Source organism: Actinokineospora enzanensis DSM 44649 (genome assembly GCF_000374445.1).
Classification (GTDB): domain Bacteria; phylum Actinomycetota; class Actinomycetes; order Mycobacteriales; family Pseudonocardiaceae; genus Actinokineospora; species Actinokineospora enzanensis.
In genome coordinates this window covers 20,803-33,872 of record NZ_KB894452.1, presented here as the reverse complement: position 1 = coordinate 33,872, position 13,070 = coordinate 20,803, and the positions used below count along the sequence as shown (strand labels likewise).

At 73.3% G+C, this 13,070-nt stretch carries 15 protein-coding genes; 11 read left to right on the top strand and 4 right to left on the bottom strand.

The features are described 5' to 3' along the window. Positions 1-289, top strand: a 289-nt coding sequence (locus C503_RS0134795) for a transposase (RefSeq protein ID WP_018684871.1), incomplete at its 5' end; no start/stop codon positions are given. A 112-nt stretch (positions 290-401) separates the two neighbouring features. On the opposite strand, the gene C503_RS0134790 is transcribed toward C503_RS0134795, so the two are convergent. Both C503_RS0134790 and C503_RS0134785 read right to left on the bottom strand, forming a co-directional pair. Then, positions 402-3,080, bottom strand: coding sequence for a cation-translocating P-type ATPase (locus tag C503_RS0134790; RefSeq protein WP_063710870.1), 2,679 nt, complete (start codon positions 3,078-3,080; stop codon positions 402-404). Between the two features lie 149 nt (positions 3,081-3,229). Further along, a complete protein-coding gene (locus C503_RS0134785) occupies positions 3,230-4,786 on the bottom strand; it encodes a carboxypeptidase-like regulatory domain-containing protein (RefSeq protein WP_018686837.1) in 1,557 nt (518 codons plus the stop codon). Here C503_RS0134785 and C503_RS0134780 point away from each other — a divergent pair. Then, positions 4,767-5,183 carry a hypothetical protein gene (locus tag C503_RS0134780; protein ID WP_156893719.1) on the top strand — a complete coding sequence of 139 codons (417 nt, stop codon included), beginning with the start codon at positions 4,767-4,769 and terminating at the stop codon, positions 5,181-5,183. The genes C503_RS0134785 and C503_RS0134780 overlap by 20 nt on opposite strands. Before the next feature lie 92 nt (positions 5,184-5,275). Here the strand turns inward: C503_RS0134780 and C503_RS42040 are convergent, their stop codons facing one another. Continuing rightward, a complete protein-coding gene (locus C503_RS42040) occupies positions 5,276-5,788 on the bottom strand; it encodes a flavodoxin domain-containing protein (RefSeq protein ID WP_018686835.1) in 513 nt (170 codons plus the stop codon). Between the two features lie 116 nt (positions 5,789-5,904). On the opposite strand from C503_RS42040, the gene C503_RS45295 reads away from it, so the two are divergent. The 7 genes from C503_RS45295 (at position 5,905) to C503_RS0134740 (ending at position 10,396) form a co-directional block, all read left to right on the top strand. Further along, entirely contained in the window at positions 5,905-6,105 is a 201-nt protein-coding gene (locus tag C503_RS45295; RefSeq protein WP_084477478.1) for an SDR family oxidoreductase, read from the top strand. Positions 6,106-6,363: 258 nt separating this feature from the next. Beyond that, positions 6,364-6,786: a universal stress protein gene (locus tag C503_RS43910; RefSeq protein WP_018686833.1), complete on the top strand. Its 423-nt coding sequence runs from the start codon at positions 6,364-6,366 to the stop codon at positions 6,784-6,786. Beyond that, positions 6,783-7,010, top strand: a complete 228-nt coding sequence (locus C503_RS0134760; protein WP_018686832.1) for a hypothetical protein — start codon at positions 6,783-6,785, stop codon at positions 7,008-7,010. Before C503_RS43910 ends, C503_RS0134760 begins: the two co-directional genes overlap by 4 nt. After that, positions 7,007-7,384 carry a CBS domain-containing protein gene (locus tag C503_RS0134755; protein WP_018686831.1) on the top strand — a complete coding sequence of 126 codons (378 nt, stop codon included), beginning with the start codon at positions 7,007-7,009 and terminating at the stop codon, positions 7,382-7,384. The genes C503_RS0134760 and C503_RS0134755 overlap by 4 nt, the downstream gene beginning before the upstream one ends. A gap of 122 nt (positions 7,385-7,506) precedes the next feature. Continuing rightward, entirely contained in the window at positions 7,507-8,499 is a 993-nt protein-coding gene (locus C503_RS0134750) for an Acg family FMN-binding oxidoreductase (protein WP_033401377.1), read from the top strand. Then, positions 8,499-9,488, top strand: a complete 990-nt coding sequence (locus C503_RS0134745) for an Acg family FMN-binding oxidoreductase (RefSeq protein ID WP_018686829.1) — start codon at positions 8,499-8,501, stop codon at positions 9,486-9,488. The genes C503_RS0134750 and C503_RS0134745 overlap by 1 nt, the downstream gene beginning before the upstream one ends. Continuing rightward, complete coding sequence (locus C503_RS0134740; protein ID WP_018686828.1) at positions 9,485-10,396, top strand: universal stress protein; 912 nt, start codon at positions 9,485-9,487, stop codon at positions 10,394-10,396. Before C503_RS0134745 ends, C503_RS0134740 begins: the two co-directional genes overlap by 4 nt. Positions 10,397-10,490: 94 nt before the next feature. Here the strand turns inward: C503_RS0134740 and C503_RS0134735 are convergent, their stop codons facing one another. Beyond that, positions 10,491-11,195 carry a CBS domain-containing protein gene (locus C503_RS0134735; RefSeq protein WP_018686827.1) on the bottom strand — a complete coding sequence of 235 codons (705 nt, stop codon included), beginning with the start codon at positions 11,193-11,195 and terminating at the stop codon, positions 10,491-10,493. 184 nt (positions 11,196-11,379) lie between these two features. Between C503_RS0134735 and C503_RS0134730 the strand changes: the two genes are divergently transcribed. Together C503_RS0134730 and C503_RS0134725 are read left to right on the top strand one after the other, a co-directional pair. Then, positions 11,380-12,054 carry a CBS domain-containing protein gene (locus C503_RS0134730; protein ID WP_018686826.1) on the top strand — a complete coding sequence of 225 codons (675 nt, stop codon included), beginning with the start codon at positions 11,380-11,382 and terminating at the stop codon, positions 12,052-12,054. Continuing rightward, positions 12,051-12,935, top strand: a complete 885-nt coding sequence (locus C503_RS0134725; protein WP_018686825.1) for a universal stress protein — start codon at positions 12,051-12,053, stop codon at positions 12,933-12,935. The genes C503_RS0134730 and C503_RS0134725 overlap by 4 nt, the downstream gene beginning before the upstream one ends. Positions 12,936-13,070 lie beyond the last annotated feature (135 nt).

Here is a 13,070-nt window from a genome sequence, read left to right as displayed (position 1 = left end):
ACACCCCACCGTCCGGAAGTGGCTGGAAGCGCACCCGCGCTTCCACATGCACTTCACCCCCACCTACTCCTCCTGGCTCAACCAGGTCGAGCGATGGTTCGGTCTGCTCACCGACAAACGACTACGCCGCGCCGCCCACAAGTCCCTGCGCGCCCTGGAGAACGACATCCGCGACTGGATCAAGACCTGGAACGAGAACCCCAACCCCTTCGTCTGGACCAAGAACGCGGACGAGATCCTCGACCGCCTCGGCTCATATCTTGATCGAATTCCTGGCGCAGGACACTAGGTTCCGGTACTCGCTGGAAGTGCTTCTCGGCGCTCCGTGGTCGATCAGCCCGGAGCGTCTCGGTGTGCCGGCATGGGTGGCCGGTCGGTGAGCTCTCGTCGGCCGTCGCTGCTCAGTGGCTTCCCATGGAGTTCCGGTACTCCAGCGGGTCCGCCTCATGCCGTCTGCGGTGGGCTCGCCATAGTTCGTCGGCGCCCCAGACCAGCACGGGGTACAGGGGGAGCAGGGCCAGTTGCCACACCGGCGGTACAGCCATGCCGAAGACACGGGCCAGCGGCGAGACGGTCAGGACAGCGGCGGTGAAGACGAGCTCGAAGGCGATTCCGCACAGCAGCAGCCGGTTGGAGAGGGGGCCGATGGCGCGCAGGGAGGCGTGGTTGGTGCGGGCGGCGAAGGCCGTGCCGATCTGACAGGCGACGATGCCAAGAAAACTCATGGTGGTGGCCTGCTGCCAGGTGTGGTGCAGGGGAGTTCCTGGTCCGGTGGGGGCGCCGGGTGTCCATCCGCCGGTCCGCAGGGTGAGCAGGTAGCCGCCGAGCACGAGGAGGGCGGAGAGGCCGCCGAGCAGGCCCCAGGCGCGGGCGAGCATGGGGCGGTCGATGACGTTGTCGGTGCGGCGGCGGGGTGGGCGGTCCATCAGGCCCGGTTCGGCCGGTTCGCGGCCGAGCGCGAGGGCGGGCAGGGTCTCGGTGCCGAGGTCGACGGCGAGTATCTGGGGGACGGTGAGGGGCAGCGGGATGGCGCCACCGGAGAGGGCGAAGACCAGGAAGGGGACGACCTCGGGGGTGGCGTGGGCGAAGATGTAGACGACGAACTTGCGGACGTTGTCGTAGACGCGGCGGCCTGCCTCGACGGCGGTGACGATGGTGGCGAAGTTGTCGTCGGTGAGGACCATGGTCGAGGCCTCGCGGGCGACGTCGGTGCCGGAGCGGCCCATGGCGACGCCGATGTCGGCGCGGCGCAGGGCGGGGGCGTCGTTGACGCCGTCGCCGGTCATCGCGACCACGTGGCTTTGGGCGCGCAGGGCGTCGGCGACGCGGAGCTTCACCTCGGGGGAGCTGCGGGCGAAGATCAGTTCGCCGCCGTCGCGCAGCAGGCGGTCCAGGTCGGCCTCGGGCATGGCCTCCAGTTCCGCGCCGGTGACCACCGTGATGCCCGTGGTGCCGATGCCGACCTGGCGGGCGATCTCGGCGGCGGTGAGGCCGTTGTCGCCGGTCACCACGATCAGCCGGATGCCCGCGCGGTGGCAGCGGTCGACCGCCGCGGCCACCTCGGGGCGGGGTGGGTCGACCAGGGCGACCAGGCCGAGCAGCACGAGGTCGCGTTCGGCGTCGGCGCGGGCGGTGGGTGTGGGCGCGCCGGGATCCAGTTCGCGATAGGCGACGGCGAGCGTCCGCAGGCCGCGCCGGGCGTAGTCGGCCGCGGCGGTCTCCGCGGTGGTCCGGTCTTCTGGTGACATCGCTCGGGGGCCGTGCGGCCCGTGGATCCTGGTGGCGCGCCGCAGCACCTCCTCCGGCGCGCCCTTGACGTCGACCACCGTGCCGCCCAGGTTGTCCACCGTGGACATCAAGCGTAGCGCGGGGTCGAAATGGAACTGGGCCGTCCGCGCCGCCGCGCGCCGGGTGGTCGAGATGTCCGCACCCAGGTCGGCCGCGGCCAGCAGGAGCGCGATCTCGGTGGGGTCACCGGACGCCGCGTCCGGCTCGGCGGGGTCGACCTCGGCATTGGAGCAGGCGGCGAGGGTGCGCGCGAGCAACCGGCCGGTGTCGGGGCGGGAACCGGGTGGGATGACGCCCTGCGGGGTCCAGATCTCGGTGACGCGCATCCGGTTGCGGGTGAGCGTGCCGGTCTTGTCGGTGCAGATGACCGTGGTCGACCCCAGCGTCTCCACCGCGGAGAGCCGCTTCACCACGGCGCCGCCGCGGGCGAGGACGCGCACCCCGACGGCGAGCGCGAGGGTGATCGTGGGCAGCAGGCCCTCGGGGACATTGGCCACCAGCAGGCCGATCGCGAACTGGAAGGCGTCCGACAGCGGCAGCCCGGCCGCCAGCGTACCCAGCGGCAGGAACGCGATCCCGGCGCCGACGGCGACCGCCGCGATCAGCCAGGCCACCCGTTTGACCTGGCGCTCCAACGGGCTCACGTCCTGGTCGACGCGTTGGGTGAGCGCCGCGATGCGGCCGAGCTCGGTGGCCATGCCGGTGGCGAACACCACCGCGCGGGCCTCACCGCCGGTGCAGTTCGTGCCGCTGAACACCAGGTCGCGCGCCTCCAGCACGGAGCCGTCGACATCGGTCAGATCCGCTGAGCGGAAGGCGGGCAGCGATTCTCCGGTGAGCGTGGACATGTCCACCTCGACGGCTCCGGTGAGCAACCGCGCGTCGGCGGAGACCCGATCGCCCTCCTCGACGACCAGCACGTCCCCTTGGACCAGATCCGCCGCGTCCACAGTGGATCGAATGCCGTCGCGCACGACCTGGGCGCGCACCGGCAGGTAGGCCGCCAGCGCGGCGACGGCTCGCACGGCCTGCTGTTCCTGGGCGAACGCCAACGCCGCGTTCACCGCGATCACCGCGACGATCGCCACGGCGAGCGCGGTGGTCCCGGACATCCAGGCCAATGCCGCGGCCAGCCACAGCAGCAGCGCCAAGGGGTGGGTGAACTGGCCGAGCAGCTGCCGCGCCCACCCGTGTCCGGATCGGATGGTCAAGACGTTGCGACCGTGGGCTTCCAGCCTGCGCGCGGCTTCGCGTGCGGTGAGTCCTTCCGGACGTGTGCGCAGGTCGCGCATGAGTCGTTCCGCCGGTTCGCGCGGATCGGTCCGCGTCGCCGTCGTCTGCGTGGTCACCTCTGAATCGTCTCCACGGCGCCGGAACACCGACAGGGACCAAGGGACCGGGGTCGCACCATCGTGCGACCCCGGTCTCCGTGATCAAGGGGCTACCGCCGCCTCGGCCTGCGCCACAGGACGAGAGCGGCACCCAGGGCCAGCGTGACCAGTCCGCTGGTGGCGAGCCAGGCGACGTCGGCGCCGGTCTGCGCCAATGCCCCGGCTGCGGCCGGGACGCGCTGCGTCGCCTGATGCACCGGTTCAGCGGTCCGGTGTGCGCTGGGCACTGTTCCGGGCACCTGTGCGCCGCCCGGACCGGTCTGCTGGGGTGGATCGGGGTCGGGTTGCTCGGGCCCGGCCATGACCAGGTACATGTGCCCGTAGTAGTAGTCGATCGCGTTCTCGCCCGCGCGGGCCTGGTAGGTCGTGCCGCCGAAGGTGAGCTTCCATGGTCCGACGACGCCGAACTCGTACTGCCCGGCGGGGATGTCGCGGAAGCTGAAGATCCCCATCGCGGTCACCGCGCGCGCGACGACGCGGCCATCCTGGTCCCGGAGGTACACCTTGACCCCGGACAGGGACTCGTACCGCGGCGGTCCCGGACGGGTCTTGGGTTCCAGCTGCCTGCCGAAGACGCCGCCGGTCAGGGTGGCGACGCCGCCCGGCACCCTGGCGGTGGCCGCGGCGGACAGCGAGGCGCCGAAGAGCACGTAGTGGAACCCGCATTCGGCTCTGACGAACCCGCGTTGGTAGTTCTCCTCGGTCACGGTCAGTGCGGGGCGGACGATCACGGTCGCGCCCGCGGGAACGGTCAGACCGGGCGCGGACTGCGCCAACGGACCCCAGGAGGCCGCGTCATCGGTCGCGGGCCAGGTGTAGCAGCTCGCGTGCAGCCCGGCGACGGCCGCGGTGGTGTCGGTGTTGGTGAATGTCACCTCCAGTGCCGCCCGGTCGCCCGCGTGGTACTCCGGGGCGGTGAACCGCATGCGCACCTGTAGCGCCTCGGTCACCAGCCTGCGTCCGACGATCACGGCCGAGACGTCGTCGCCGTCGTCGAGCGACACCTGGTGACGGTCGAACTCCCAGCCGGGAGCGGTGACCGCGACGTCGTAGCTGCCTGCCCGCAGGCCGTCGAAACGGAACCTCCCCTCGGCATCGGCGGTCCGGTAATAGCTGCCGAAGGGCGATCCGCCGGTCATCGAGACCTGGGCGTGCGGACTCTGCTCACCGGGATCGAGCACACCGTCGCCGTCCCGGTCGGTGAAGGCGGTGCCGGAGTAGTTCCCGGTGCGCACGGTGACCGGGGCGGTGATGGACGTGGTGTTGTCGGCGGGATCGGCGTCGGCTCCGCCCCCGTCCGCCGTGGTTGTCAACCGCACCAGCCGCGCGTCGTCGAGTCGGGCCAGCGGGGCGTACTCGGTGGTCGCGAACGTGGCCCCGGGTGCCAGGGGCTCGAAGACGTACCTGCCGATGTATTCGAGGTTGCCCGATGTCGAGATGAACAGGTGCTCGGTCGGGGCGTTGCCCGCGTTGGTGACGGTGATCCGGACGCCGACCCGGTCGGCGGCGTCGTAGACCGCTTTGTCGAACTCGGCTGTGATCCGCAGGTCGGGCAGGTCAACGGCCCGAGTGGTGGGCGGCGCGTCGGTGGTGGTGCCGACCGGCACGGATGTCGGGGCGGGTGGCCGCGGCTCGGTCGGGGTGGTGCGCGGGACCGCGCTCGTCGTCCCGACGGTCCGCGTGGTGGTGGTGGTCGGCGAGCCGGGCGATCCGGTGGTCGGGGTGGACCCGGGATCGGTGGTGGGCGGCCTGGTCGGTGTGACCGGTGTGGCGGTCGTGGTGGCGGCTGTCGGAGCTGTCGTTGTCGGAGGTGCCATGGTCGGGGACGTGGTGGAAGACGTGGTAGGGGACTCGGCCGCGAACACGGGGCCCGCCGACCCGAGGACCGCGGTCGCCACGACCGCGGTCAGGGTGCAGGCGGATCTGATCGTCCCGCGAGCGGAGCGTCTCATGACCTTCTCCTCTCCTCGGCTCGGTGCGGCGATGCACCGGTACCGAGGATGATCATCGGTGGGGGTCACGCGGCCGGACAGCGCACAACGGCCTCGAACCGCACCGGCGATGGTCCCGGCCCGGCCGGGTCCGGTGGTGCTTCGTCAGGTGTGGGTGCCGTGTCCGGCCTGCTCGCGGATCAGCCGGTCGGCGATCCCGTCGGTCCAGGCCCGGATCTCGGTCCAGTCGCGTGCGTCGCCTGCCATCCGTTTGGCCATCGCGCGGGCGAGGACACCGGTGGCCCTGGCGGGATCCAGTCTGCCGCCGAACACCATCGGCGGCTCGGCGCCGACGCGGGCCGCGCGCCTGCGGCCGCCCGCGGTCGGGGAGAGCCGGGCGGGACGCGTGCCAAGCCAGCCGCTTTCGAACAGCCACACGCGGCGGTGGGTGAGTTCGGCACGGTAGCGGTGGAAGAACCACCGAGCGGTGGGGCGCCAGCGGCCCGCGTAGATCGCGCTGCCGAGGACGACCGTGTCGTAGCCGTCCAGCGCGCGGACCTCCTGCACGTCGTGGACCTTGGCATGCAGGCCTCGCGCCACCAGCTGCTCGCCGATCGCCTCGGCGATCTCCTTGGTGGCACCCATCTTGCTCGCGTACAGCACCAGTATCCGTTGCATGATCCCGATCCTGCGCGCGGACGTGCCCGGTCGGCAGTGCCGTCGTTCCCCGTCCACTGCGGACCTAGGGCACTGCCTGACGGCCGTTTCCCGCCGGAGTCCGGAGGTGTGACCGACTGGGACGGAGACAGCCGATCGCCCGGTTCGGTGAGCCCGAGGAGGTCGCCGCGATGGTCGCCTTCGTCGCCGCGGAGGCGACCTACTCCACCGGCAGCGAGTTCGTCGTCGACGGCGGCGCGGTGGTCGGCGGCGTCGGGACGGGTGGGGCCCGCTCGGCCCGGGTCGGGATCGGCGCGGGCGGGTCCGGACGGTCCTGATCTGGACGCGTTCGGGCGTCGCCGGTTCGACACCGGCGGGCCGATCGCGTCGTCGCGACTTCGGAGCGGCTCGCAGGCCCGGGAGCACCGGGGCCTTGGTCCCTGCCGGGAGGGGCCCGCGGCCGCTCCCGCCGTGGTCGGCCCAAGCCCAGGATCGGAACAGCCACCAGGCACGCCGGTGTCCCCGCCGCGTGCCGAGTGCCGAGCCGGTCCCGCGACCACGTGGCGGCAGGCCGGGCCGGACGACAGGTGGAAGTCATGATCGGCGATCACCTCACCGTCGGCGTCGACGGTTCCCCGGCAGGCATGGCGGCGCTGGGCTGGGCGTTGGCCGAGGGGGCTCGCAGCGGCTACCGCGTCCACGTGGTGACCGTCGGGCGCGCGGACGAGCCCGACGCGGAACTCGACACCGCCGTGGCGGCCGCGGTCGCGGCGCACCCGCGGGCGTCGGTGTGGCGCCGCAGGCTGCCCGGTTCGCCCGGTCCGGAGTTGGTACGGGTCTCCTTCGACTCGGCGTTGCTGGTGGTGGGTGTGCGGCGGGCGGGCCACGCGCTGTTGACCCTCCGGGGCTCGGTGAGCGCTTACTGCGCGCGCCACGCGTGTTGCCCGGTAGTGGTGGTTCCCGCCGACTCGCGGACCATGACCTCGCCCGCCACGCCCCTGTCCGGTGCGGCCCGGTGACCGCGGACGAGCGCGCACGGGCCGTGCTGGCCACCGCGGCAGCCGCGCACGACGCCGACGACCTGCGCCTCCTGCTCGACATGCTCGGTCTGCGCGCACAGGACGCATACCCGGCGAAATCGCTCGCGGCTGTCGAACCCGTGCCGCTACCCCGTCCCCGGCGCGATCGGGAACTGGCGACCCGGTTGCTCCCGGAGATGGCGTCCACGGTGACCGAGCGGTGAGCGCGCCCGTGCGGGTGACCGACGTGATGACCGGAGACGTCGTGGCCATCACGCCGGACGCGTCGGTGGGGGTGGCATTGCGGTTGATGGCCCGCTCGGTCGTGCGCCATCTGCCGGTGATCTCGGGGGCGCGTTGTGTCGGCGTCGCGCACGAGTCCGACCTGTTGTGGCACGCCTGGGCGCACGGCACGGACACCACGCCCGTGGCGCGCCTGGCTCGCGCGGTGGGCCCCGTGGTGCATCCGCTCACCGAGTTGCCCAAGGCGGCCGCGGCGATGGTCGCGGGCGCCGCCGACGTGGTCCTGGTCGCCGACGGAGGCCGGGTGGTGGGCATCCTGACCGCCGCCGACATGGTCCGCGGGTTCGCTTCCTGAGCATCCTCGGTGGGGTCCCGCCCGCCCGGGGGAGGCCGAAGGTCCCCGCCCCCCGGGGCCCGGCGCAAGTGTCGGGCGATGGGGTGGTCGGGGCAGCCTGGAGGAGCAACGAGAGGAGCGCCATGCCGACCACTTCGAAGTCTCCTGTGGACGATGCGGTGCTGTGGCAGGCGCTGCGGGCCGCGGTTCGGGCGCCGTCTCCGCACAACACCCAGCCGTGGCGGTTCGTCGTACGCGGCGGCCGCGTCGAGGTGCGGCTGGACCGGGGCCGCGTGCTGGCGGTCGCCGACCCGGACGCGCGAGAGGCGCGGTTGTCCTGCGGAGCCGCCCTGTTCAACCTCCGCCTGCGGATGGCCGCCGCGGGCCACGAGACCGACGTCCGGGTCATGCCGGATCATGCTGACCTGGACTTGCTGGCCGTGGTCGAGCCGCGCGGCGCACATCGGGCAACAGACGAGGAGCGCTTGCTGGCCGGGGCCATCGACCGCAGGCACACCAACCGCAGGCCGTTCCTGGAGCGGCCGGTCCCGCTTCACCTGCGCGGGCGGTTGGAGCGGGCCGCTGTGGTGGGGGGCGCGTTGCCGTTCGTGGCGGCGCGCCCGGAGGAGTTCACCCCGATCTCGGATCTGGTCCGCAAGGCGGATCGGATCCAGGACCGAGATCCCGACTACCACGCGGAGCTGCGGAGCTGGTTGGCCGACGCGGGCAGGCCGGACGGGGTGCCCACGGTGGCGCTGGGACATGCGCCCGCGCCGGACAACGTCATCACGCCGCGGGATTTCGGCGCGGGCGCGGGTTCCCGGCAGGCGGTGTTCGAGCGGCAGCCGTTGCTCGTCGTGCTCACCACCGCGGGCGACACGCTCGCCGAGCAGGTGGTGGCCGGGCAGGCTACGCAGCGGGTGCTGCTGACGGCGGCGGCGGAGGGTTTGGCCGTGTCGTTCCTGTCACAGCCGATCGAGGTGCCCGCGGTTCGTGCGGCGCTCGGCGAGTACGTCGGCGGGACACCGCACACCGTGCTGCGGATCGGGTTCGGCTACCCGGGCGCCCCCACGCCGCGCAGACCCGCTGACCTCGTGACGAGCTTCGTGACCACCGACCGGAATGGAGTCGAGTGATGGGCCGCGTGGACGAGTGGACCGAGGGCGAGCTCGCGGTGATCACCGCCGCGGTGAGCCGCGCGCCCTCCGTGCACAACACCCAACCCTGGCTGCTGCGACCCGCCTGCCGCAGTATGGCGTTGCTGGAGCGCGCCGACATCGCGTTGCCGCGGCACGACCCGCTGGGGCGCGACCGGTTGATCTCGTGCGGCGCGGCGCTGACCAACCTGCGGCTCGCGGTGCGCCAACTCGGCTGGGCCGAGCAGTGGGCACAGTTCCCCGACCCGGCGCGACCCGATGTGGTCGCCGCGGTCGCCGTCCTCGACCGTGCCGAGCCCACGATCGCGGAACTGGCGGCGTACCGGTCGATCCGGGCCAGACGCAGCCACCGCGGTCCGTTCACCCCGGACCGGGTGCCCGCGGACCTGCTGTCTGTCGTGGCGCACGCTTCCGACGTGCCGGGTGTGTACATCCGGACCGTGCGCGAGCCCGAACTGCCCGAGTTGGCCCGGGTGCTGGTCCACAGTGCCGCGGTGCACCGCCATGACCGCGCCTACCAGCGCGAGCTGGCGGCGTGGACCACGCCCGGCACCCGGACCGGCTCGGGTGACGGGCTGGTGCGCGCGGCCGGGCACCGGTCGCTGCCCTGGGCGGGCCTGGTCGACCGGCACACCCCGCTGCCGGACCGCGAGGTGCTCGCCTGCAGGCTGGCGACCGAGTCCCAGCTGCTGATCACCACCCTCGGCGACGGACACGGCGACCACCTGCGAGCCGGGATGGCCCTGGAGCGGGTCTGGCTGGCCGCGGTGGCCGAGGGGCTGGCGTGTTCGGTGCTGACCCAGCCGCTGCACGTCACCGAGTCCCGCGCGGGCTTGATCGAGCGGTTGGAACTCGCCTGCTACCCGCAGGCCCTGCTGCGCGTGGGCCACCCCGCCGAGATCGTCCCGGCGAGCCCGCGCCGACCGCCGGGCACCGTGCTCCGACCCGACGAGGAGCCCGCGCGATGACCGGGCAGCCTGTCCCCACCCGGCCGCCCGTCGTCGTCGGAGTCGATGGTTCCGCGGCCTCGCTCACCGCGGTGCGGTGGGCCGCGGCCGAGGCGGCGGCTCGTGAGTTCCCGGTGCGGCTGGTGCACGCGTGCGTACCACCACCGCTGCGCCATCCCGTCGACTCCCGCGTGCAGGCGGACTACCTCGACGCGCTCTCCGACCACGGCAGGCACTGGCTGCGCGTCGCCGCGGCGCTGGTCGTCCGTACCCAGCCCGGTGTGGACGTCCGTCAGGAGCTGCGCGTGGGCAACGCGGTCGACGTGCTGGCCGAGTCCGCGACGGGCGCCTGGGGACTGGTCACCGGGGGGCGCGGGCTCGACGGCTTCGGCGACGCATCGATGGGGTCGGTGTCCGCGGCGCTGACCGAGCACGCCGTCGATGTCGGCTGCCCGGTGATCGTGGTGCGCGAGGAGGGCGCGGCGGCCGACCGGCGGCCGGTGGTGGTCGGGGTGGACGGCTCACCCGCGAGCGAGGCCGCCATCGCGGTGGCCTTCGAGACCGCTTCGGTGCATCGCGCCCCGTTGACCGCGGTGCACACCTGGAGCGAGGTGGCGTTCTCGGGCCTGTGGTGCGCGCTGCCGCTGGACCTGGACTGGACGGGGATCGCCGAGCGGGAGGCGAGCCTGTTGAGCGAGCGTCTGGCGGGCCTGCGGGAGAAGTACCCGGATGTGGTGGTGACGGCCGTGGTCGAGCGCGACCGCCCGGTGCGAGCGCTGCTGGACCACGCGCGCGCGGCGCGGCTGCTGGTGGTGGGCACCCGGGGGCACCACGCGCTCGCGGGCGTCGGCCTCGGTTCGACCAGCCTGGCCCTGGTGCGCGTGGCGGGATGTCCGGTGGCCGTCGTGCCGGGACCTCCCGCGGAGTGACTGCCGATGGCGTCCGCAGTCGATCGGTGCACGCGCTCGGCGCGGCCTGTGAGCGGGACGGGGACGGGTGCCGCGGCGCCCGTCCCCGTCCGGTCTACCGGCGGGGTTCGTGGGTGATGTCCACGGTCATGGCCTCGGGGATGGTCACACCGGTGTCGTCCCAGGCGTAGGTCAGCGTGGCGCGCACGTCCACCACGCCGTCGATCCGCCGGACGAGGGCGGTGACGACGTCGATCCAGCTGCGGCGTTCCAGTTGCCCGCCGAGGTGCGCGATGCCGTCGACGACCCGGATCTCCACGCCGACGGGGTTGACACCCAGTGCGCCGCGGAAGACGTCCTGCTCGATCTCCTCGGTGATGGCGGCATCCGGGCGGGTGAACACCGACAGCAGGTTCGACCTGCTCACCACCCCGACCAACACGCCGTTCCCGTCGACCACCGGCAGCCGCTTCACCCGGTGGTCGGCCATCAGGCGGGCCGCCTCCGGCAGGGTCGCGTCCGCGCGCACCGTCACCGCGGGGGAGGTCATCAGCTCACCCGCCATGGTGCCCCGGGCGCGGACGCGTTCGGTGTGCCTGCGCAACAGGGCGGGGACGGCGTGCGGGCGTTCCAGCACGCTCTCCTTGGCCAGCAGATCGGCCTCGGACACCACGCCGAGCACCCGTCGGTCGGCGTCCACCACCGGCAACCCGCTCACCTCCCGCTCGGACATCAGCCACACCAGGTCGGCGAAGCCGGTGTCCACTGTGGCCGTCGCCGGGTCCGGGGTCATCACGGTCTCGATCGTCCGGTGCCGCATGGCGCTCTCCTCTCCGTTCGGTCCTGGTCCGAAGGTAGGGCGGGCCGGGACCATCGCGCCGCCGCCGGACAGCCCCACCCGGTCACGCGAAGGTCCCGGACAGCGCGGGACCTCCGACGGCGGTGGCGAGCAGGCTGGGTGCCTAACGTCGGTGGTGTATCAGGGCGCGAGGAGGAGGAATGCCATGCGGGCCAGGGAGATCATGTCCAGTCCGGTGCTGACCGTCGGCCCGGACACGCCGGTCAAGAAGGCGGCGGCAATGCTGTCCGAGCACGGCTACACCGCGTTGCCCGTGGTCGACGACGGTGACCTGGTCGGCATGGTGACCGAGGCGGACGTGCTGCGCGATCGTTTTCCCGCGGACGCGGGATCCCGTGCGGACCTCGGCGACGGCTCCGGTGACGGCGCGGGCACGACGGTGCCCGCGGTGACCGTCGGGGAGATCATGACGACTCCGGCGGTGGCGATGAGCGCGGGCACCGACGCGGCCGTGCTGGCCCGCGTGTTCACCGACGACCGCCGCCGCTGTCTGCCCATTGTGGACGGTTCGCGGCTGGTCGGCGTGGTGACCCGGCGCGACCTGGTGCGGGTGGTGGCCCGCCCGGACGCCGAGATCGCCGCCGAGGTGCTGCGCACGCTGGCCGTGTTCGGCGGACGCGAACGCTGGGCCGTGCGGGTCGTCGCGGGCCATGCGCGGGTCGTCGACCAGTTCGACGACGCGGGCGACCGGCACGTGGCCAAGGTGCTCGCCGAGTCGGTGCCGGGTGTGGCCCGGGCCGAGGTCCGCTCGGTGGGCCCGGACGGCCTGCCCCCGGAGTTCCCGGCCCCGGTCCGCGACGTGTGGGGAACTCGCGCGTGAGCGGCACCCGACCGGTCCTCGCCGCCGTGGACGGTTCCGAGTCCGCGACCCGGGCGTTGGTCTGGGCCGCGACCGAGGCCCGGCGCCTCGGTCGGGAGCTGCGGGTCCTCACCGTCTATCCCTGGCCGGTCACCGGCTACCCGGATATCGCCGCCACCGGTGAGCGGTTGCGCGCGGGCCTGCGGGCGCAAGCCCAGGACGTGCTGGCGCAGGCCCGGCTGACGGCCGACGAGACGACGCCGGGGCTGCTCGTGCGCACCGAGGCGCTGGAGGGCGACGCGATCGGGCACCTGCTGGCGGCCGGCCGGGTCGCGGAGATGCTCGTCCTCGGTTCGCGCGGCCTCGGCGGCTTCTCCGGGCTGCTGCTCGGCTCCACCGCCGTCGCGCTGACCGCGCACGGGTACTGCCCGGTCGTGGTGGTGCGCGGCGAGGAGCCCGCGCCCGGCCGTCCCCGGGTGGTGGTCGGCGTGGACGGCGGTCGCTCCGACGAGGCGGCATTGGCCTACGTCTTCGACTACGCCGCCGCGACCGGGGCGACGGTCGTGGCCACCCACGCGTGGACCGACCACACCCTCGACACCGTCTCCACCGGGGGGTACCTGGCAGTGGACTGGAACACCTTCTCCCAGCAGGCCGAGCAGGAACTGGCCGCGCGGCTCGCCCCGTGGCGGGCCGGGCACCCGGAGGTGGAGGTGGAGTCGGTGGTGGCGCGGGCGCGCCCCGCCCGGCTGCTGATGGACCAGGCGAAGGGCGCCACGTTGCTGGTCGTCGGGTCGCGCGGGCGCGGCGGGTTCGCAGGCCTGGTGCTGGGTTCCACCAGCCAGGCGCTGATCCACCACGCGCCCTGTCCGGTCGTGGTGGTGCGTCCCGATGAGCGCTGACGCCGTGCGCGCGCCCTGCCTGCGCTGGTCCGCGCGGGCGGTGTTCGGTACGTCACCGTCCCATTGGCGCCGGGCGAACCCAGTCGCACCCCGGCGAACGATACGCGCCGCCGTCGATGGCCGGGAGCGGGACGT

What these genes read in the sequence shown, in the direction of transcription:
- C503_RS0134790 (WP_063710870.1), bottom strand. Translation starts at nt 3,080, where the DNA reads ATGCGCGACCTGCGCACACGTCCGGAAGGACTCACCGCACGCGAAGCC.
- C503_RS42040 (WP_018686835.1), bottom strand. Translation starts at nt 5,788, where the DNA reads ATGCAACGGATACTGGTGCTGTACGCGAGCAAGATGGGTGCCACCAAG.
- C503_RS43910 (WP_018686833.1), top strand. Translation starts at nt 6,364, where the DNA reads ATGATCGGCGATCACCTCACCGTCGGCGTCGACGGTTCCCCGGCAGGC.
- C503_RS0134750 (WP_033401377.1), top strand. Translation starts at nt 7,507, where the DNA reads ATGCCGACCACTTCGAAGTCTCCTGTGGACGATGCGGTGCTGTGGCAG.
- C503_RS0134745 (WP_018686829.1), top strand. Translation starts at nt 8,499, where the DNA reads ATGGGCCGCGTGGACGAGTGGACCGAGGGCGAGCTCGCGGTGATCACC.
- C503_RS0134740 (WP_018686828.1), top strand. Translation starts at nt 9,485, where the DNA reads ATGACCGGGCAGCCTGTCCCCACCCGGCCGCCCGTCGTCGTCGGAGTC.
- C503_RS0134735 (WP_018686827.1), bottom strand. Translation starts at nt 11,195, where the DNA reads ATGCGGCACCGGACGATCGAGACCGTGATGACCCCGGACCCGGCGACG.
- C503_RS0134730 (WP_018686826.1), top strand. Translation starts at nt 11,380, where the DNA reads ATGCGGGCCAGGGAGATCATGTCCAGTCCGGTGCTGACCGTCGGCCCG.